Annotated in this window: 16 protein-coding genes; 9 read left to right on the top strand and 7 right to left on the bottom strand. The window is 61.6% G+C overall.

Annotation, left to right across the window (positions count from 1 at the left end):
- The first annotated feature begins 466 nt into the window (after nt 1–466).
- Entirely contained in the window at nt 467–997 is a 531-nt protein-coding gene (locus Pyrde_RS07390) for an NUDIX hydrolase (RefSeq protein WP_055409524.1), read from the top strand.
- Here the strand turns inward: Pyrde_RS07390 and Pyrde_RS07385 are convergent.
- A complete protein-coding gene (locus Pyrde_RS07385) occupies nt 974–1,672 on the bottom strand; it encodes a hypothetical protein (RefSeq protein WP_055409522.1) in 699 nt (232 codons plus the stop codon). The two genes, Pyrde_RS07390 and Pyrde_RS07385, sit on opposite strands and share 24 nt — an antisense overlap.
- A gap of 280 nt (nt 1,673–1,952) precedes the next feature.
- Nucleotides 1,953–6,383 carry a hypothetical protein gene (locus Pyrde_RS07380; protein WP_055409520.1) on the bottom strand — a complete coding sequence of 1,477 codons (4,431 nt, stop codon included), beginning with the start codon at nt 6,381–6,383 and terminating at the stop codon, nt 1,953–1,955.
- A gap of 163 nt (nt 6,384–6,546) precedes the next feature.
- Here Pyrde_RS07380 and Pyrde_RS07375 point away from each other — a divergent pair, with 163 nt between their 5' ends.
- The gene (locus Pyrde_RS07375) at nt 6,547–7,698 is read left to right on the top strand and encodes an aminotransferase class I/II-fold pyridoxal phosphate-dependent enzyme (RefSeq protein WP_180385484.1); all 1,152 of its coding nucleotides are present in this window, start codon (nt 6,547–6,549) and stop codon (nt 7,696–7,698) included.
- Here Pyrde_RS07375 and Pyrde_RS07370 read toward each other — a convergent pair.
- A complete protein-coding gene (locus tag Pyrde_RS07370; RefSeq protein ID WP_055410862.1) occupies nt 7,695–8,015 on the bottom strand; it encodes an acylphosphatase in 321 nt (106 codons plus the stop codon). The genes Pyrde_RS07375 and Pyrde_RS07370 overlap by 4 nt on opposite strands.
- A 334-nt stretch (nt 8,016–8,349) precedes the next feature.
- On the opposite strand from Pyrde_RS07370, the gene Pyrde_RS07365 reads away from it, so the two are divergent.
- Nucleotides 8,350–9,273 carry an ABC transporter ATP-binding protein gene (locus Pyrde_RS07365; RefSeq protein ID WP_055409516.1) on the top strand — a complete coding sequence of 308 codons (924 nt, stop codon included), beginning with the start codon at nt 8,350–8,352 and terminating at the stop codon, nt 9,271–9,273.
- Complete coding sequence (locus tag Pyrde_RS07360; RefSeq protein WP_055409514.1) at nt 9,263–10,018, top strand: ABC transporter permease; 756 nt, start codon at nt 9,263–9,265, stop codon at nt 10,016–10,018. The genes Pyrde_RS07365 and Pyrde_RS07360 overlap by 11 nt, the downstream gene beginning before the upstream one ends.
- Before the next feature lie 77 nt (nt 10,019–10,095).
- Here the strand turns inward: Pyrde_RS07360 and porB are convergent, their stop codons facing one another.
- The 4 genes from porB to Pyrde_RS07340 are packed head-to-tail and all read right to left on the bottom strand — an operon-like array spanning nt 10,096 to nt 13,253.
- Entirely contained in the window at nt 10,096–11,016 is a 921-nt protein-coding gene (porB, locus tag Pyrde_RS07355) for a pyruvate synthase subunit PorB (protein WP_055409512.1), read from the bottom strand.
- A 2-nt stretch (nt 11,017–11,018) separates the two neighbouring features.
- Nucleotides 11,019–12,254, bottom strand: a complete 1,236-nt coding sequence (locus tag Pyrde_RS07350; protein ID WP_088171949.1) for a transketolase C-terminal domain-containing protein — start codon at nt 12,252–12,254, stop codon at nt 11,019–11,021.
- A 7-nt stretch (nt 12,255–12,261) separates the two neighbouring features.
- Nucleotides 12,262–12,615: a 4Fe-4S binding protein gene (locus Pyrde_RS07345; protein ID WP_231656710.1), complete on the bottom strand. Its 354-nt coding sequence runs from the start codon at nt 12,613–12,615 to the stop codon at nt 12,262–12,264.
- Nucleotides 12,612–13,253 carry a 2-oxoacid:acceptor oxidoreductase family protein gene (locus Pyrde_RS07340; protein ID WP_082419548.1) on the bottom strand — a complete coding sequence of 214 codons (642 nt, stop codon included), beginning with the start codon at nt 13,251–13,253 and terminating at the stop codon, nt 12,612–12,614. The genes Pyrde_RS07345 and Pyrde_RS07340 overlap by 4 nt, the downstream gene beginning before the upstream one ends.
- A gap of 161 nt (nt 13,254–13,414) precedes the next feature.
- Between Pyrde_RS07340 and Pyrde_RS07335 the strand changes: the two genes are divergently transcribed.
- From Pyrde_RS07335 to Pyrde_RS07315, 5 genes are all read left to right on the top strand, one after another.
- Complete coding sequence (locus Pyrde_RS07335) at nt 13,415–14,695, top strand: NAD(P)/FAD-dependent oxidoreductase (RefSeq protein WP_055409511.1); 1,281 nt, start codon at nt 13,415–13,417, stop codon at nt 14,693–14,695.
- A gap of 344 nt (nt 14,696–15,039) precedes the next feature.
- The gene (locus Pyrde_RS07330) at nt 15,040–16,026 is read left to right on the top strand and encodes a radical SAM/SPASM domain-containing protein (protein WP_180385485.1); all 987 of its coding nucleotides are present in this window, start codon (nt 15,040–15,042) and stop codon (nt 16,024–16,026) included.
- A gap of 227 nt (nt 16,027–16,253) precedes the next feature.
- The gene (locus tag Pyrde_RS07325; RefSeq protein ID WP_082419546.1) at nt 16,254–17,828 is read left to right on the top strand and encodes a B12-binding domain-containing radical SAM protein; all 1,575 of its coding nucleotides are present in this window, start codon (nt 16,254–16,256) and stop codon (nt 17,826–17,828) included.
- Nucleotides 17,829–17,873: 45 nt separating this feature from the next.
- Entirely contained in the window at nt 17,874–19,358 is a 1,485-nt protein-coding gene (locus Pyrde_RS07320; RefSeq protein ID WP_231656709.1) for a TIGR04013 family B12-binding domain/radical SAM domain-containing protein, read from the top strand.
- An 87-nt stretch (nt 19,359–19,445) separates the two neighbouring features.
- Entirely contained in the window at nt 19,446–20,081 is a 636-nt protein-coding gene (locus Pyrde_RS07315) for a TlpA family protein disulfide reductase (RefSeq protein WP_143522160.1), read from the top strand.
- Nucleotides 20,082–20,134 lie beyond the last annotated feature (53 nt).

The following is a 20,134-nucleotide window of genomic DNA, read 5'->3' as shown; positions in this document are numbered from 1 at the left end:
TCCAGGTATATACGACATTCGGCTATCCAAGTTATAAATAATGATAAATAGATTTGTGTGTCAGGTAGCAGAGTGTAGCTAGTACATCGGGTTGGTATGCTGCCCTGTCCCCGCGTATTAGCCTTAGGGAGTTGAATTGTAAATGGTAGGGTATGACAGTGTAACCAGCACAGTAATTGCTAGGACAGTGGATTGACTCGCGTCATAGAGGGGTTTGTGATACTGGCATGCTCTATTGCTTTCGGCCGTTTAGCTGCCCGGTGTCAAGGATTGTGAATCGGGATTCGAAGCAACATAACTAGTCACTGGGAGCGGGGGTTAGTTGCTCGTTCACCCTAAAATTCTATTCTTCCTGTCGTTAGATAATCGGTGCGGGAGCATGTGATGATTATGTTGCAGCTAATGCCTGCTAGCGTGCTAACCTCTATCTAGTCTGCGGAGCGGATAGGGCCAGGGTGTTCTGGGTGTGGAGGTAGAGCCGCGTATCCTGGGGTTTCGCGAGCTTTGCCGTGGCAGGCGCTTTGTATTCGGCCAAGTAGAGGCGGTCATACGCGGCCGAAGGCAGGTCTATGATACGCTGCGTCATCCCGGCGCAGTGGCGATAGTGGCTGTCGACGGTTCTGGAAGGGTGCTGCTGGAGCGCCAGTATCGTCCTAGTGTGGGAGAGTGGCTCTACGAGATACCCGCCGGCACCCTTGAGCCGGGAGAGTCGCCGGAGGAGACAGCGCGCCGGGAGCTGGTGGAGGAGACAGGCTACGAGCCGGGCTGGCTCCGGCTACTGGCCAGGTTCTATACTAGCCCTGGGATCTCGACGGAGGTGATGTACATCTACGCGGCTGGTGACCTGCGCGAGGCCGGGGCCAGGCCCGAGGAGGACGAGCTGATAGAGACCCTCTGGGTCTCCATGGACGAGGCCCTGGAGATGATAAGGCGGGGCGAGATACGGGACGGGAAGACGGTGGCCGGCCTCCTGCTATACAAGCTCCTCATGGGCTAGTCTCTCTAGCTGGCCTTGGAGCACCCAGCCGCGACCCGGCCCAGCGTAGTAGACGAGGCCCTCCTCCCGGAGGAGGCGGAATAGCAGCTTGTACCGGCCCAGCTGAGCCTCTGCCTCATACTCGTCGCTCGCACGAAGCCCCCGGAGCCGCTCCAAGAAGTCACGGAGCCCTTGCCTGGTGAATACGACGGTCTCGCCCCCGATACTGGCTACTACTAGGCCGCGTCTCCGGGCATCCTCGGGGTCGAAGCCCTCCCGGATCTCCGGCGGAAGCTCGCGGAGAACAACATAGCCACGGCCCCGGAGCCGCTCCACGACGGCGCGTAGCCAGCGTGGCTCGTCTCTCCGGCTCTGCTGGGCTCCTGGGGGCTTGACGGCAGCAGCTACGGCGGATGCTATAGCTCGGGCGAGCTCCTCGATATCCCTCCTCGAGAAGCCCCCGCTGCCCTGGCGCTCTAGCCGCTCAAGCCTCTTCTCAATATTCTCTAGCCGCTGCTCGATACGCTCTAGCCTCTCCAGGAGGCCAGGATCCGGAGAAGCGACTGTGCTGCAGCCGGCCTCCCGTACAGCCTCCTCGACTATGCGTCGCACGAGTGCCTCTACATCCACCTGTCTGTTCCTTACAGCGCTGCCGAGCTCACGCAGATACTCGTCAAGCCTACGGCTACCCCGCAATACTATCCAGGCCCCAGTCTACCAGGCTCCTTGGCTGCTGGCTGCCTCTGAGCCGGAGAACACGGGTAGAGACACACCCTGGTACCACAGGAACCCGGACACTAATCTATAGCCTTAGCTACACATGGCCGAATCTACTCGCTCCCCGTGCCTCTAGGCCAGCACGGCTAGTGGACGCGGGGCTGCAGTGTAAGACCAGGAGACTAGGCTCCCGGAGCTGGGGCGAGAAAACCCGAGGGATCGTAAGAACCGTGGGAGACTGCTGTGGCTTAGGGCTTGGCTATAGCCTTGGCTCGAGTATCTCCTTCTCGATGAGGGCTATGAGTATACGGCGAGCCTCCTCGAGGTCTATGCCGAGGCTCTCCGCTACTAGCTCGGCTGCTTCTCGTAGCAGCAGCTCGCCGCGCCTCCTACGCTCAAGGGCCACCACCCGGTAGGCCTCCATCTCCATCTGCGATAGTACCCCCGCCTCAGCCGCCATGCGTCGCAGCTTCTCGATGTACTCGTGGAGCCCAGCTATAGCGGTGAACGGGTCGCTGCTGCGTGGCGGCTGTGGCGCCCTTGCCCCGGTCCTCTCCAGCGCCTCGCGGAGCGCCTGGGCCTCGGCCTCTAGGGCCTGGCGCTGCCTCTCGGCCTCCGCTACCGCGTCCGCGTGTATCCTCTTGCTCCTCTCTAGACTGTCGCGTAGCAGGGTGAGCGCGCTCTCGACAAGGCTGCGGGCATCCCTGAGCGCGTCTAGCAGTCTGCCGGGCTGCTGTAGCACTGCCTGGGCCTTGCCCTTCATGGCCTGGGCCTGGTCGAGTGCCAGTGCTAGGTCCTCTAGGGCCTCGCGCAGCCTCTGGCTAGCAGCTAGCCCTGCTGCCCTGGCGCGCTCGGCCGCCTCTTCTAGCCCATGTATCCAGCTCTCGGCCTCAGCGGCTAGCTCTTCCAGCTGCTCGAGTTCGCCTAGGAGCCGGTCCACCTGCTCCTCGAGCTCCAGTAGCGGGCGCCGCCCCTCCTCTAGCTGGCGCCGGGCCTCCTGGAGCAGCTGCTCGGCCTCGCCGAGGCCAAGCTTCTCGGGCGCGCTTAGCCCCTGCAGCACGATGCTCTGCGGCGCGGGGGCCTCTACGCCGAGCCTCCTCAGCCGCTCGGCTAGCCTCTCAGCGCGGCGGCGTAGCTCAGCACTCTCTTCTAGCAGCCTCCGGGCCTCGCTGACCAGCGTCTCCAGGGCCTGCATTGTGCGGCGTAGCCACTCTCCCTCCTCGAGCCCAGACTCGCCTAGCCGTGCTAGCCCCAGCTCCTCAAGCCTCTTGGCCAGCAGCCAGAGCTTGTAGTTGAAGTGTAGCACGGGGCCAGTGCCACCGACGTAGAATGGTAGGTGGCGCCCTGGGTCGCGGGGGTGGCGGCGCCGGGCCTCCTCCCAGAGCTGTTGCACCTCCTCCTCTAGCTGCTTCTCGCTGAGCCGCAACTCCTCGATCTCTTCTATCGCGTGGAGGGCCTCCTGGAGCCTCTCAAAGCCCTCGACCTCTAGCTGTACACGGCTACCGGTCAGCTGTTCGAGCATCCTTTCGGCTGCCCGGCGCGCTTCCTCTATCCTCTCCGCATAGTCCTCTAGGAGGCTCCGTAACCTCCTGGCCTCGGCGGCGGCGGGCTTCACGTGTCCCCGGAGGACCTCGTCCCTGACGTACTCCGCGGTGTCTAGCACTGTGCGGGCAAGCCTCAGCGCCATCAGTGTATTGCCAGCCTTTAGGGCCTCCTCGGCTGTGTCTAGCAAGCTGTACATCTTCCGGGTGAACTCCTCTAGGCTGCCGGCGCGGTAGTCGCGGGCCTTAGCGGAGACCACATAGCCCCAGGAGGCTGCCTCGGGGTCGTTCTCGATCTCCTCTACAATGGCCCGGGCCTCGCGTATTAGCTGCCAGGCGGCTTCCTCGCCGTCACGTAGCCTTAGCCGGGAGCGCTCCGGGTCTATCCTCCGCGAGGCGGCAGCGGACACGAGGCCGCGGTGGGCCAGCGCCTGTAGCAGCATCCTCCGAGTGCCCGGGTTACGTGCTTCCACTACCAGCAGCTCCCAGACCCTGGATGCGGGGACCTCTTGGCTACGGGCGCCGAGCTGCTCCAGTGCCCGGAGCACGCTACGCTCCATAGGGCTCAACGTGTCTATTCTCGCTGTGCCGTTGCTCTTCTCGAGGAACCCGTTGGCGGCTAGTAGAAGCATATACTTCTCCAGGGTCTGTGTCTCGCCGCGGTCAATGTCCGGGCTTAGTAGGCCCCGGCCCTCGCCGCCGGGGCCCCGGTAGAGATGATACCGCATCACGTATTCGTAGGCAGCGTGGAGCGCTTCCCGAGCCGATGCACGGGTGCTAGGCACTACGAGGAAGTAGCGGAGTGCGCCGCTAAGCTCGGTAGGCCTCTCCACGTCATAGCCTAGGCGGGGGTCCCGCACCACTAGTGGCGCGCCGTCTATGCCCTCCTCTAGCGCTCTTTCCAGCCTCTCCCGGGGCCGTATCTCCTCAGCCAGCTCCCGTAGCAGCGAGTGGAGCCTCAACGGGTCGAAGCCGAACTCCTCGGCCCTCCCCGGGTCCCTCGCCGCCTCGACCGCGGCACGGAGGGCCTCCTCTACGCCGCCAGCCTCGTCGGCGAGCTTGACGCCCAGAGCCTGGAGCCGGGCACGGGACACCATTGACTCTATCGGGGCCTCTACCACCTTTAGGAAGAGTTTGCCCTCCAGCGCGTCTAGGAGCCGCCTTGCCTGCGGCTCCACTCCGCCATGGTGTACTAGTAGTATCGCGTGCGGCCGCCACCCGCTCATGAGTGCAGCCATGACCTGGCTTTCTAGTCTACGGGCCTCCGCGGCGGTTACCTCGCCCGGCACAGCATAGACGAGTACTCTGGCCCGGGCACCACCCTGGAGGACTAGCTCAGCGCGTGCGACGCCCTCGCCCTGCAGTGCTGGCGGCTCTGCCAGCAGCCCCTCTGCAGCAAGGAGGGCTGAGACACCTACTGCTAGGTGGCCTCGGCCTGCCTCGGTGTAGACGCGGCGTATCACTTGCAGCCTTTCGACACGGTCAGCTATGAAGTCTAGGTAGCTCAGCTCGGGGCTCACGTAGAGTAGACGCTGGAGCCTCGGCGAGAGCATGTAGGCCCGGGCACCACCGGAGCCCAGCAACCTGGAGAAGATGCCCTCCCACAGCAGCGCAGCGAGCCTCTCGGCCTCTGCGCGGCTCAGCTCTAGCGGCGACGCGTCCGCCACTAGGTCGGCTGCCATGCGCTCGTCAGCGGGCACCGCTACTACGAGCCGGCCAGCCGAGTCGAGGTACACGAGGGAGTCGAGTAGCTGCTCTAGCGGCTTCTGCTCCTCCCTTCCAGCCAGCTGGGGGAGGAGCTTAACAGCCTCCGGCTCCACGGCCCTTAGCAGCTTGAACGCGTCTTCGACTGCTGGAGCCTCCACGACCTCATGGACGAGCCTCTGTACGCCTAGCTCCCGGCGCGGCCATGACTGCTCACCGTACACGTTGAGCTCTTGCACCATCTCGGCCACGACGCTCAGTCGGGTCCCAATGGCTACGGCCAGCTCCTCGACAGGGACAGTGCCCCGCGCGACTAGCTCGTCTAGCAGCCTCCGGGCGGCGGCAGTGTCGAAGCCTGCTAGCCGGGCCCGCGCCCCCCAGCCCTCGGCTAGCCGTGCGTAGGCCTCGCTGTTGAGGGCTGGCAGCTCGGCGCCCCCAACGCTCAGAGTGAGTCCCTGCAATGCCTCGAGTAGATCGCCAGTCGAGAGCACTGCTACGCCGTCGCCGCAGCCTCCACGGCCGCGGGCCCAGGAGACGAGGTACCTGAACGCCGAGACGAGCGCCCCCATGTTCCCCAGGGTGCCAGAGACCACGGCGTGGGCGAGGCTATGGTCTTCGAGTAGCCCGTCGAGCCCCCGGCCGAGCGTGTAGCGGGCGAGGCTCTCGAGGAAGGCGAAAGCCTCACGGCGGGGTAGTGGCTGTATCCAGACGCTGCGTATCCTCCTCCGCAGCCTCGCTGCCACGGTGGCGAAGTCGCGGAGACCCATGAGCCTGCTGTAGGCCGGCGGCGTGAGGCTAGCCACTATATGGAAGGAGCCGGGCATGCAGCCCTCTCCACGGCACTGGGCAGAGACGGTCTCGACGTCCCCATTGAGTATCCCAACGAGCCCGGCGACTAGCTCTGCTAGCTCCTCCTCCCGGGCCGAGGCCACGAGGTCCTCCAGCTCGTCGATGAAGACTATCAGCTTCCCACCACGGGGAACGAGGCTGCGGAGGACACGATCCACGTATTCCCGGAGGCTCCCAGCAGCATCGGGAGCCCCGTGCTCTGCCAGCATGCCCTCCTGCTCGAGTCCGGCGGCGAGCAGCGCGGCCATAAGCCGGTACGCTGGGTCGCGCTCGCTACGGCTCCTCAGCGAGGCGAGATGAGCCATTACCGTGGCAGCGCGGGCTTCTAGGCTCCTCCAGCCCCTCTCCTCCAGCCAGGGCTTCACCCGCGCATTGTAGATGCTCGTCTTCCCCTCGCCCCACTCGGCCACGAGGAGCACTAGCACCGGGTCCTGGCTCTTCTCCATCTCGTTGAGCGCTTCGGCGACTTGCTGGTAGACCCTCTGCCTACTAGGCAACGGCGGCAGGTACTCGTCAAGGAGCCGGGCGTCAGTACCAGTCAGGCTCGGGAGACGGCTAGGCGGTGGCCCACAACGTGGCCTAGTCTCTGGCGGCATAGTGGGTGCCCCCTAGTAGGGGGCACGGTAACACTCATACAGCCACACCCACCGCGCCGGGCCGCCGGGCTCGTACTACCCGGGTAGCACCCCAGAGGCGCATACCAGATCTATTTACGCTGGGCGGACCATGTTGGCCGGGCATCGGGGGCATGACCTAGGCTTGCGCAACAGGGTCGACTGGTTGCTGGACCCGGCGAGGGCGGAGAAGATACTCGAAGACCTACAGAGGCTGAGAGACGAAGATCCACCACCATGCCGTGTTGCGGGAGGAATGACGGCTGAACCCCTCCCCGTAGCGCTCGAGGCCTACACGCTATACGCTAGAGTGAATCTCAACGACCCCACGACGTGGTACAGTGTCGAGACATTAATGAAGCGGTTACGCCGGCTTCTAGAGGAGTTGCTAGGCCCAGAGCTAGGCATGCTGCCCACGAGCGGCGGCAGTGAATCCGCCTTGACGGGGCTCTACATAGCTAGGGAGGCAACAGGCCGAAACATCGTAATGGCTAGCCGCGCAGCCCACGCGAGCATAGCCAAGGCTGCTAGGATACTCGGCATGAGGCTCATAGAGGCCCCCGTGGACTACGACCTCCGCCTGGACGTGGATTCGCTCCGCAGGCTTCTCCGTGCCCATCAGGGCCGCGTAGCAGTAGTAGTTGTAACGCTAGGAGTAACCGACAACGGGGCCATTGACCCAATCCTGGAGGCTGCCGAGGCGGCGTGGGAGAGCGGTGCAGTACTATACGTGGACGCGGCGTGGGGCGGGTTCCCCCTTCTAGGCCGCCCAGCGGCTCGGGGCATGATCCTCCCGAGGAGTGGTCCAGCCCTCGTGGGGATAGACTTCCACAAGCACATAACACCGCCACCTAGCGGTGTCCTCCTCGCAAACACGCCGGAACTCCTCGACGTAGTGGAGTACCAGGCGCCCTACATGCCCTCCGGGAGGCAACAGGGCCTGCCATGGACCCGTACAGCAGCCGGGCTCGCTGCCGCGGTGGCGGCGCTAGAAGCACTTGGGCAAGACGGCGTAGAGAAGCTAGCCCAGCACCTCTACGAACTAGCAGAACGCGTGGCGGAGGGGCTACGCGCAGCCGGGATCCCGGTCCAGGGTGGGCCCTCGACGCCCCTCGTAGCCTTCAACGTGGGGCGTAGGGCGGACAGCGTGGCAGAGGCACTGAGGAGGCAGGGCTGGATACTCTATCCCTCCCGGCTACCCGGTGTACTGAGGTACGTGGCGAAGTGGTGTCATACGAGGAGTGATGTGGAGGAGATAGTGGAGACAGTCGCGTTAGCTGCCAGCCGTGGTCTCTAGCCTTCCCCGCTCTGCTTGATGGGCCTCGGTGTGTAGGGTTCTAGGTCGTAACGTATAGTGAAGTCCCGGAACTCGCCCCGGTAGGGCTCCCAGATGACCTCTACACGCTCCACCCGAGCGGCCGGGGGTCCGCGGTGCGCCCACTGTATGACCTTCTCGACTGCCTCCCGGGGTCCCTCAACGACGGCCTCCACGCTGCCATCCGGCATATTGCGCACCCAGCCCGTTACTCCGAGCCGGCGCGCCACGTCCCTCATAGTGGCCCGGAAGAACACGCCTTGTACAAGCCCATAGATGCGGAGGTACGCGCGAACCATCTCGCCGCCCACTATTCCTCACCTCAATGGAGTCTGTGGCCCACTCCTTAGTGCTAGGAATCCAGTATAGTATCCATGAAGTACATAGTCTTACGTTTTAATGTCTTCGGCTCTTAGCCAAGAGATAACACTAGCAGCCGCCACAGCTAGCTAGTTGTATTGGTGACGATATAGTCCCTAACGAGGCTACGCTCTTCCTGGCCCACTTTACCTTAAGACCACAAGCTCTCAGAACTATGTGTGGAGACTGCTCCACTCTTCTCGGCCGAGCGTTATCCACAGCCGGTTTATATAGAACTGCTGGTCGAGACCTTGACTCGGGCTGGCGCGTACCATGCCTAGCAGCTATGCAGTGGTAGCGGAGGGCCTGGCTAAGAGGTACCCAGGGGGCGTCTGGGGCGCGGTCGACGTGAGCTTCTCCTCACCCTGGGGTCGTGTGACAGTACTTCTCGGACCCAACGGGGCCGGGAAGACCACAACCATAGGGATGGTATCTACCATACTCAAGCCCAGCCGTGGCCGCGGCTTCGTAGCGGGTTTCGACATTGTCAGGGAGGCCCGGGAGGTCCGACGCCGCATAGCGCTTGTGCCACAGGAGGCCCGTATAGACCTCAACTGGACTCCACTAGAGGCCGTGAAGTGGTATCTCGTAGCCCGAGGCTGGAGTATACGTGATGCTGAGAGACGTGCTCGCGAGGTGCTCAAACAGCTAGGGCTTTGGGAAATACGGAACCGTAGTGGCTGGGGGCTGAGCGGCGGCCAGAAGAGGAAAACAGTGACTGCCATGGCCCTGGCGACAGAGGCTGAGGTGGTGTTCCTTGACGAACCCACCACGGGGCTGGACGTGGAGAGCCGGTATGGTGTATGGGATGCTGTCCGGGGCGCAGCAGCCGAGGGACGATGCATAGTATTTACCACCCATGATATGAGGGAGGCGGAGATGTTAGCCGACCATGCAGTCTTTATATCGAAGGGGCGGGTGGTGGCGGAGGGGAGTCCTAGGAGGCTCCGAGGGGCGCTGCCCTACCGCTACCGTGTCGTGCTCCGCCGGCCACGCCGTGACCCCCAGGGCCTTGCGGCCAAGATTATACGCGTAGGTGACACATTGATAGCGTATGCTTCGTCCCGTAGCGAGGCTCATGCAATAGCAGAAGATGCTGAGGCAGAATCTGCTACGGTAGAACCCGTGGGGTTCGAAGACGTCTATCTTTACTACGTGCATGAGGCACGTAAGGAGGTGAAACTTAATGAGCAGTAGCGGTGGCCGAGACATTAGACCTAGCATTCTCCGTAGTATCCTAGGTATAGCAGTTCTGGAGAGCCGGTGGGTGACCAGGCAGCCTGGCTGGCTGATACAAGACGCGTTCATGGCTTTATCGTTCGCGCTCATACTCTGGGCGTGGGGCGGCGCCGAGGCAGTGAAGAGCATAATAATAGCATGGATAATCGCGGGCGCCTGGTCTACCGGCATAAACTTTGTCGGACAGGATATAGCCTGGGCACGTGTCTACGGCAAACTCCAGATGTACATAGCGTCGCCCGTGACGCCCCGCGGCTACCTGCTCGGCCTCCTGGCTAGCCATTTTGCAGTACATATGCCGCTCAGCATAGCAGTCCTATCGCTGATAGCAACAGCCCTAGACACGCTAGGGCTCATACCGGCTGCCGTGGCTGCAGGGCTCCTGCTACTACCGTGCTCAGTGTTCCTAGGCCTAGCACTAGCGATGAGGATACGGAAGCACACCAACATATCAGCTATAACAAACCCGATAGCAATGATCCTCATAATGCTGCCGCCAGTATTCTACCCCCTCGCAGCGCTGCCGGCTATGCTCCAGCCTATAGCACTCATGGTACCCACAGCAGCGGCAGCAGAGCTGGCGAGGAGCCTCGCGGGCTACTATGCTGTCTATCAGCCTCAGCTACCAGCCCTAGTCCTCGTAATGTGGAACATAGCGGCGCTAGTAGTGGCATCGAGGACCATAAAGTGGGGCCACGAGTAGACGGGGGCGGCCAACTAGAGCCGGGAGTTAGAAAGTACTTACAAAAGATCCAAGATAGTGAGGATGTAAAGCAGAGGCTAGGTCTTTGACCGCTCCTCCAGCTCCTGCAGCTTCAGCATCGCTGTTATCTCGCGCCAGTTCATTTCAACCTCTTGGCGTAGCCTCTCGATGTCTTCTGGTTTTAGGTGCCGGAACCTACCCTGCAGCTTAATGTACTCCTCTATAGGCTTCCTCTTCGAGGGGTCTATTAGCCGGTTGCTCGGCGGGTTTAACCGTAGTTTTCCGTTCTCGTACTCGTAAAGTATCCACATACCGGTCTCGACGGCGAGCTGTGCTATCTTCGCTGTGAGGCCTGGGTCGAACCTCCAGCCTACCGGGCAAGGCGCGTGAAGGTGTATGTACTTGAAGCCCCGTATACTCGCCGCCTTGCGGAGCTTAGCTATGAAGTCCCAGGGATAACCGATGCTTGCAGTAGCTACGTAGGGGATGCGGTGGGCTGCAACTATCTGTGGGAGTGGCTTCTTGAACTCCTTCTTGCCCTGGTGCGTCGTCGTGGTCCAGGCACCGTAAGGTGTGAGGCCGCTCCTCTGGATACCCGTGTTCATGTAGGCCTCGTTGTCGACACAGATGTATATGATGTCCTCGCCGCGTTCGGCAGCAGCGCTGAGAGCCTGGAGGCCTATATCTGCGGTGCCGCCGTCACCAGCCCATACCACGACCTGCGCGTCTATGCCGCGGCGGCGTAGGGCGCGGGCGAGCCCGCTGGCAGCAGCGGCACCTGCAGCGAACACTATGTTGAGTACGGGGAGCCCCCAGCCCTGCCGGGGCCACAGTCCCTGGATCACAGAGCTACAGCCGGCGGGTATCACCATCACTGCCTTCTCGCCGAGTGCCATTCCTACGTAGCGGAACCCCATGGTCTCTGGGCAGCCGGGGCAGGCAGCGTTACCCGGCATCACGTACTTCTTGCGCGGGAGCTTGCGTATGTTTACGGCCACGGTTACTCACCCTTAGGGGCTTGTTCGGGCGCTAGAAACACGGACTCGTATGGGGGCATTGGGTGGAACTTGCCGAGGTGGTACCAGTAGGCCGGTATGTAGACCCGGCCCCTCTCCTCAACCATTTCGTAGATGTGCTCAACCATCCTAGCTATGTCCTCGTACGATATATCAACTCCGCCGACTCCAGCCAGGATGCCTACCATGCTAGGCTTGGCCTCTACGGCGCTGCTAATCTCTAGGAAGAGTGGCCCAGCGTGGCCGAAGGAGACGCTACGGTCGAGCACCACCAACAGTTTCTTGCCCATGGCGGCTTCCCGTATCTCCTCCCAGGGGAAGGGCCTCACCCAGCGTAAGCGTAGGACTCCAGTGCGTAGTCCCTTCTCGCGGAGCACGTCGGCTGTGATCTTGGCGTCGCCCATCCAGGAGCCCATGCCAGCTATCACTATGTCGGCGTCGTTGCAGCGGTAGCACTCTACGAGGCTTTCGTAGCTCCTGCCCGTGAGCCTACCATACTCGCGGCCAGCCTCCATAATGACCTGGCGGGCCCTGGCAAGGCTCTGGTGCATGTCCATGCGGAGTTCCTCGAAGTACTCGTCTGGCACCAGGTTGCCCATTGCCTTAGGCTCGCCTGGCTCCATCACGTAGGGCTGTCGGCGCGGTGGCAGGAACTCGTCCACAGTTTCCTGGTCGGGCAGCTCAAGCGGCTCCACCGTGTGGCTGAGGATGAAGCCGTCGAGTCCGATTATGCCGGGTAGGTAGACCCGTGGGTCCTCGGTGACACGGAACATCATTAGTGTCAGGTCTAGTGCCTCCTGGTTGTTCTCAGCCATGGCTATTAGCCATCCTGTATCACGGGTACTCATTAGGTCTGCATGCTCTACGTGGATATTCCAGGGTGGGCCTAGAGCCCTCGTAATTATCGCCATTACTAGGGGTATGCGGCTAGCAGCTGTCCACCAGAGCATCTCATACATGTAGGCGAGTCCATGGCTGCTAGTAGCCGTGAAGGCTCTCACTCCGCCGGCGGCAGCACCATAGGCTGCTGCGAGTGCGCTATGCTCGCTCTCTACATGTATCATCTCAGCATTCATTTCGCCGCTTGCTATCAGTTCATCGATTTTCTCCACGACGATAGTCTGTGGTGTTATCGGATATGCTGCTACAACCTCTACGCGGGCCAGCTTAGCCGCGTATGCTACAGCTTCATTGCCCCTCATGCTTGTGAGCACGGGCACGGCTTGCTCAACCCTCCCTTTGTACTACCTCCTCGTGTAGAAACTTCTCCTCGTCGACCATTTCGAGAGCCTTGACGGGGCAGACGTTGGCGCAGACACCGCAGCCCTTACAGTATTCGTAGTCGATCACCGGTATCGCCTGGCCACGCGGTCCAGCGCCCTCCTTCATCTCTATCACGTCCTCGGGGCAGTATAGCCAGCACATGAAGCAGCCAGTGCACCGCTCAGGGTTCAGTACGGGTCGCTGGGTACGCCAGAACCCAGTACGCCCTGCCGAGCCCTTGTCGGCGAGCGATAGCGGCAGTACATGGCCAGCGGGATCGGCTAGAGCCACAAGGCCTGGCCTATCGGCTCTTGTCACGGCTGAGCCACCTCCGCCGGCTTGGCTACAGCTTCCCGGGTCTCAGCGTAGGCGCGGCGGGCGGCCTCAGCGTTCAACTCCGCTACCCGCGGTCGACCGCTCCAATGCTCCTTGATGGCCTCAACCACAGAGTCTATCGAGACCAGACCCGTAGCCTTGGCGAGAGCTCCTAGCATAGCCGTGTTAACCACGGGCCAGCCTGCCACAATCAGCCCTAATTCCTGGGCGATGCGGGTAGCGTTGACCCAGTAGAGCCTGGCGCTAGAGTCTCCTAGGTCCACGGGCTCGGGGAGATTAGCCACTATCTTTGCGCCTGGCTTGACTCCATGCAGTACCTTCTTCTTTTCAACCAGGATTAGCGAGGGATCAAGTACCACAACAACGTCAGGCCTCCGAACCATACTGTGGATAGGCACCGGCTTCTCGGCGACACGGGCGAATGCAAGCACGTGCGCTCCACGTCTCTCGGCTCCAAAGCTGGGGATAGCCTGGCCCCACTTGCCCTCCAGCAGCGCGGCGCGGACGAGGAGCGTAGCCGCGGTTACAGCTCCCTGGCCGCCGCGGCCATGAAACCTCAACTCTACAGTGCTTCTTAGAGCCTCGAGGAGCCCACCGCCGGTAGTTGCGTGCGGGACCAAGGCCTAGCCACTCCCGAGGAGCCTTCAGCAGGATTCCATATTTATAGCTGGCCCACCGCTAGACCACGCATAGTAGCAGTTATCTCCAGGTGTGCATCGGCCACAACATGGACATCGTAGAGCCTCGCTGGACTCAGACCCCTAGTGCCGGAGGCGCGATTATGACTAGGGTAGACGTGCTAGTCGTGGGCGCCGGCGTAATAGGCCTCGCAACAGCCTTCCACGTGAAACAGCAGTGCCCCAGCTGTAGTATAGCCCTGGTGGACAAACACCCCGGCCCCGGTCACGGGGATACGGGGAGGAGTGCAGCGGCTTTCCGCGCCTTCTTCTACTCGCGTACCAACATGGCGCTCGCCGCCACAAGTATCGCGTTCTACCGGAGCATACAGGAGAGGGAGAACTTCGACCTTGGCATGAAGTTCATCGGCTACCTCTTTCTCCTCAGCGAGGAGAAGTATGGGGCGCTGGAGCCGGTGCTCCAGGAGCTGCGGCGCCGCGGCCTAGGCTACCGGGTCATTGACGCCGGGGAGTTAGAGGAGAGACTGGGGCTACGGACGCGTGTTCGGGGTGATGAGGAGGCGGAGCTCATGGGGCTCGAGGACATAGAGGTCGGTATCCTCGCCGAGAACGCTGGGATAATGAGGCCGGAGAGGCTCGTCGAGTACTACCACACTAGGATAAGGGAAATGGGGGTCGAGACCATCTACAACACCCGGGTCGAGCGGCTCATAGTAGAGCCCGAGGAGCCTCTTGGCCTAGCCTATGAGCCCCTCCCCTGGCAGCGGGCCCGAGTAGCCGGCGCCGTCACTCAACATGGCGAGATACGGGCAGACGTGACGATAATAGCTGCTGGCGCCGAGTCGCCCATGCTCCTCGACCCGATAGGCGTAGATGTTCACGCCAAGCCGAAGAAGAGGCAGGTCTTCGTGCTCCGCGCCAATACTCCTGGGCTCCAGAGGCTTCTTCACGCAGAGGGCTTTAATCCGTACGGCGTAATGCCGTTCATCCTCCTGCCCAAGGGGGTGTACGTACGCCCAGCCCCCGAGGAGAACGCGTTCTGGGTAGGCGCCTCTGACCACCTCGGTAGGCCCTTCGCCTGGGAGCCGGATCCCCAGCCCGAGGAGCCCTACTACACCTACGGGGTCTACCCCATCCTACGCAGCTACCTCCCAGCGTTCAATGGTGCCCGGCCCGCTGCGGCCTGGGCGGGTTTCTACGACATATCGATAGACGGGCAGCCTGTGGTCTTCAGCGAGCCCGGCTTAGTCGTCGCGGCGGGGACAAGCGGCAGCGGGATAATGAAGGCTGATGCCGTGGGCAGGATAGCTGCAGCCCTCGCCCTGGGCAAGAAGAAGGCTGTGCTCTACGGCGGTGAGGAGATAGACGCAGACATACTGGGAACGAAGAGCCGCCGGATAGAAGACGAAAAGCTCGTCATTTAGGCTCCTAAGCTCCAGGCCAAAGTCCTGCAAGCGGCATGGAACCAGCTCTCCTAGTTCTACAAGGGGAACACCATAGAGGTGTGCTGGTTTCTTGATTGCCGGGAACTGGAGCCATGAAGCTAGCGCGTTTGCTGCCTCCGGATAAAACCCTATGAGGGGAATACTGTAGTACCGTAGGCTGGCCTCGAAGACACCCTGGGGCCCAGAGCCTCAGCAGCCATGCTATAGGCCTTGGCCGCCAGCGGCGGCTACAAGCTCCGGGCCTAGGCGTCGTGGCAGCTGCCTCTTGGGTGCCGGGTTGGCAGCCTACACACGGCTACATGTTGTGCATGGTGAGTGGCACTATGGCTGCAGAGGGGCCGGAATGGCTCATATGGATAGTAACTCCGGCGTGTAATCTGCGCTGCCCCTATTGCTATGCTACGCGCTACCAGGCCGAGAAGCCGCTCCCCACCAGCGAGGCCCTCCGCATAATAGGCGAGGCAGCAGAGCTAGGAGTAGGCTACATCAACTTTACCGGTGGCGAGCCGCTACTGCGCAGAGACATATTCGAGATAATCGGGGCTGCACGCGACCGGGGCATAGAGACAAGCCTCTTTACCAACATGACCCTCATGACTGAGGATAGGGCCGCTAGGCTGGCCCGTCTAGAAACATCCCTCCTAACGAGCCTTGACGGGCCCCGCGACGTCTACGAGAAAGCCAAGGGCCCTGGCTCCTGGGCCAGATTCCTAAAGGGCCTCGAGACCGTCCGGCGCCAGGGGCTAAGCTTCCACGTGAACATCCCGGTCTCCCGGCTCAACTACAGCCGCGTCGGCGAGGCGATAAGAACGGCAGTAGAGCTAGGCGCCTCCAGCATCTCAGTGATACCCTCGATGCCCACGGGGAGGGCTCTGGGGACGCGGACAAACGTCTCCCAGAGAGAGTTCCTAGAGGCGCTCCGCCAGGCCGAGGAGACGGCCAGCCAGCTAGGCATAACAGTAGCAGTCTGGTGTGCCCCGTTCACAGCGGCCCTACCCTGGGCGAGACACCTAACCTACAGCAACTGCCGGGACTGGAATGTCATGGATATAACCCCGAGCGGCAAAGTAGTGTTCTGCGACGTGCTAGGAGTAGTAGTCGCGGACGTGCTGAGAGACGGTCTGCGAGACGCCTGGGAGAAGCTACAGAAGCACCCCCTAAACAGGCTAATCAACCAGACACCAGGCAGGTGCAGAAGCTGCCCGGTAGCAGTCAGCTGTCGTGGAGGATGCTACGCTCGGGCACACTACTACTGGGGTAGACTCCCATCGCCAGACCCTCTATGTCCACGCGTACATACAGGGACCTAAGTACAAGGTGTTTTGCATACATCTAGCTGGCTGTAGAGATGTTGTATCCCTTCTATGCTGCTCTTTATGGCGACGAGCACTGCCAGAACGATAACAGCTAAAAAGTGGAGCTACATTAGGCTACACGTTGTTGTACGATGTTAATGGATGTGATGTAGATATTAGTTGTGTCAGCCGTGAGCCTATGTCATGCTGTATGACGTAGTGCTCGTAGGGTTCGAACTGCCATGACTCAGCGGCAGGGCAGTAAGCCTAGAGAGCACGGGGTTGTGGTGAAGCGCTGCCGGGGCTGTCTCCGTGTAGCGTTGTTGTACCCGGCGGTGTATAGTGCGGCTGTGGCTAGCTTAGCCTACCAGAACCTCTACTACATGCTCAATAGCCTCGACTATGTCCAGGCCGAGCGCTTCGTGGCGGCATCGATGGCCGGTGAGGAGCCACCTCCACAGAGCCTAGAGACGGGCACACACCTCAACAGGTTCGACCTGGTGCTCGTCCCGGTCAGCTACGAGCTAGACTACGTGACTATGGCCCGCATGTTGGAGGCGGCTGGCATACCAGCACTCCGGCGGGAGAGGAGACGCAAGGAACATCCTCTTGTGGTTGTTGGGGGCCCTGTCCCCAGCATGAACCCAGCCGTAGCACTAGAGTTGGCTGACCTGGTCCTCGTCGGCGAGGCAGAAGAGACAGTACCCAGGTTAGCCGAGCAGCTCTATACTGATGGTGGAGAGGCGGTTGAAGAACTCGCTTGCAGCCGTGGCTTCCTAGTGCCAGGTTGCAGTGAGCCAGTAGAGAAGGCAGTCACCTGGAACCTCGACGAGGCTTTCCACTCCACGCTCCAGTTCCGGGTACCCGGCAGCGGCGAACCCTGGGGAGAAGCCTACATAGTTGAAGTCAGCCGCGGCTGCCCTCACATGTGCAGGTTCTGCATGGAGGCCCATTTCCTCCTCCCAATCAGACACCGAAGCCTCTGGCGGCTCCAGCAGTTGATAGGGCAGGGTGTGGAGGCTAACAGGGTGAGGAGGGTCGCCTTCTATGCGCTCAGCTTTTTCGACCACCCCTCTGCCGACAAGCTACTGGAGTGGGTTATAGGCGAAGGCCTGGAGGCGACGATAGGTAGCTTACGCGCCGACCTCCTCACCGAGAATCGGATAGAGCTACTCAATGCCGTGGGCCAGCGTGTAGTCACTGTGGCCCCGGAGACTCTCAGTCCCAGGCTGTGCCGCGCTATAGGCAAATGCATAATGATGGATAGGGTTGAGGAGATAGCAGAGTGGGCGTGGCGGCGGAGAATGCACATAAAGCTATACCTTATGCTCGGCCTCCCCGGCGAGACGGACAGCGACGTAGAGGATTACGCGGAGCAGCTACGCCGGCTTAGCCGCCGCGCGCCCCCAGCCCGCGACGCGATACGGGTCACAGTAAACCCCCTCGTACCCAAGCCCTGGACCCCCCTCCAGTACCTCCCCCTCATAGATCGCAAGGCCTACGAACGCCGGGTCCGGATACTCCGGCGGACCCAGAGCAAAGTACTCAGCATAGACGCGCTAAGCTACCGCTACGCCTACGCCCAGGCGGTAATCGCCCGTGGCGACGGGAGAGTAGCAGAGCTAGTCGCGGAATGGGCCCGGCTCGGCGGCCGCCTAGGCCAGCTATGGACTGCCGCCCGGAGACTAGGAGTAGACCTTGACAGCTACACCCACGGCCCGCAGGCCGAGCGGCCCTGGGAACACCTAGTCAAGCCAGGCTACCCGTCAGCAGCACTAAGAGCCTCATACCAGGCAGCATTGGCACAGCTACGATAACCGTGGAATAGCTTAGTAGCTGGTTTCCGCTGGGTCTCGAGGAGAGTGAAGATAAGGAGACACGATAATAGTACTGCATGGTTTTACTCAGCGTTCACTTGGGAGTGGCAGGCGGGCCGAGGTGTAGAGGGTCTCGGCGTTTCTGCTGACTCTGCCACGGCTGCTATGGGGGTTGCTGGAGCTGTGGTAGCGCGGCGGGTCGTGTTCATAGCGCGTGTGATGTACGGTGCTCGTAACGCTTTCGCCCACCTGGCCTCGGCTCTAGAGGATAGTGGGCTCCTCGGCCGGAGCGTGGATCTAGTCTTCGTGGAAGATGACCCGCTGCCCCTGGCCCGGGAGCTAGAGGATAGTGGGCTCCGGCCCGTGGTGCTCTATGGGCTCTCTACACCTGTCTTCCTAGAGCTAATGGGGGAGATCTCCCGGGTTTCGCGGCGCTATCCAGTGGTGGCAGGTGGACCCCATGCGGAGGGTGCTTACTGGCAGCTGCTGCGAATGGGGGTCTACGCAGCGGTTGTCGGTGACGGCGAGAACGCTATCGTGGGTCTCTCGGAGCATTTCCTCGGCGAGCGGGAGCTAGAGGACGTGCCCAACATAGCGTATCGCGAGCCGGGCCAGGGGTTCCGCGTCACCCGTATAGAGCTGGTCGAGCTGGACGATTACCGGCCGTATAGCAGTAGGTATGGGCTCTACCCGCCCATCGAGATAATGAGGGGTTGTCCCTACAGCTGCAAGTTCTGCCAGGTGCCCTGGCTCTTCAAGGCTCGTGTGCGCTACCGGAGCCCCGGGCGGGTCGGGGAGGCTGTACGAGAGTACGTGGCGGCAGGGCGTAGGAGGATACGCTTCGTAGCCCCGATAGGCTTCGCCTACATGGCTCGGAGGCCGGGCGAGCCCAACCCCGAGGCTATCGAGGAGCTGCTACGGAGCGTCCGCGAGGCTGGCGGCGAGCCCTACCTCGGCAGCTTTCCGAGCGAAGCAAGACCAGAGTACGTGACTCCAGATGTCCTCGAGATTGTCCGGCGCTATGCAGCCAACCGCCGCATCTCAGTGGGCCTGCAATCGGGCAGCAACAGGCTCCTCGATGCGGTTGATCGAGGCCACACAGTGGAAGAGGCCTTAGAGGCTGTTGAGCTGATACACCGCTACGGCTTCCAGGCTGTAGTGGATCTTATCTTTGGGCTCCCCGGGGAAACTGAGGAGGACGTAGAAGCGACAATCGAGATAATGTACAAGCTGGCCGACATGGGTGCCCGTCTCCGGCTCCACACCTTCCTTCCCCTCCCCGGCACCCCGCTAGCTAAGGCGAAGCCGAGGCCGGTACACCCAAGGTACAAGGAGGCAGTCAAGCGGCTTCTTGGCCGTGGTGTGCTGGAGGGAGACTGGGAGCCACAAGAGAAGCTAGCCATGGACATGTACTGTCTAACTGCCCTAGACCCAGTGCCGACTAGGCACCCCCGGCCTCTACCGGAGGCGGAGACGCTCTGCACGGCTAAGTGGGCGGAGTGGGCGAGAACACTAGGGCTAGAAGCATAGGGCCTTCCTTGGGCAGCCTTCCGGCATATGGGCAAGTGCTTACTAGTACCCGCCTCTAGCTCCCAGGGTACAACGGGTGCCCGCGGCGTGGAGCTGAGGGACGAGGAACTCGAGAAACTGCTGGAGAAGAAGGCTCGCGAGCTAATGAGGAAAAGTAAGGGAGGCTCAGGAGAGGTCGTAGTTAAGAGGGTTGGCGCGGGGAGCCGGAACGGGATCTACGTCTACGATCGAGAGCGTGGCGTGTGGCGGCTCTACCGGGTGGAGGGTGGAGCTTTCCAGCTTGGCGAGCTAGGGGACGGCGTCTACGTAGTCTACTTCGGCAATACCAGGTGTAAGGCGTGTAGGAGCTACGACGAGTACTGGCACCCGTTCGTCGAGACTGTGGGCAGGGAGCTGGAGGGCTACCACTTCGTAATAGTGCTCTGCGACTGGTTTACACACCGCTGCTCGTCTCCGGCTGCCTCCGCGAGCTTCCGGGAGCACCGCGTCCTAGCGTCGCCCACTACTCTGCTAGCCTACGTGGTCGGCGGTAAGACGGTGTACCAGGAGAAGTACGAGGGTGTGCTTACCAGGGATGAGCTGGAAAAGGTGGTTCCATCGTTCAGGGAGCGTGGCGAGCGGGCGCAGCGCGGCGAGAAGGTAGAATCGCCTCTACGGGAGAAGCTTGCAAGAGACGACATAGTGAAGCTTCTAGAGAAGATGCTGGGAATCAGACTCATGTAGCCCCGTTACGGGGCGTACCCCTAGAGGTAGTAGCACCTATCACGTTTTGAAGC

The organism is Pyrodictium delaneyi (assembly GCF_001412615.1).
Classification (GTDB): Archaea; Thermoproteota; Thermoprotei_A; order Sulfolobales; family Pyrodictiaceae; genus Pyrodictium; species Pyrodictium delaneyi.
Note: the sequence above shows the minus strand (reverse complement) of the source record. Positions and strands in the feature narration are given on the sequence as shown.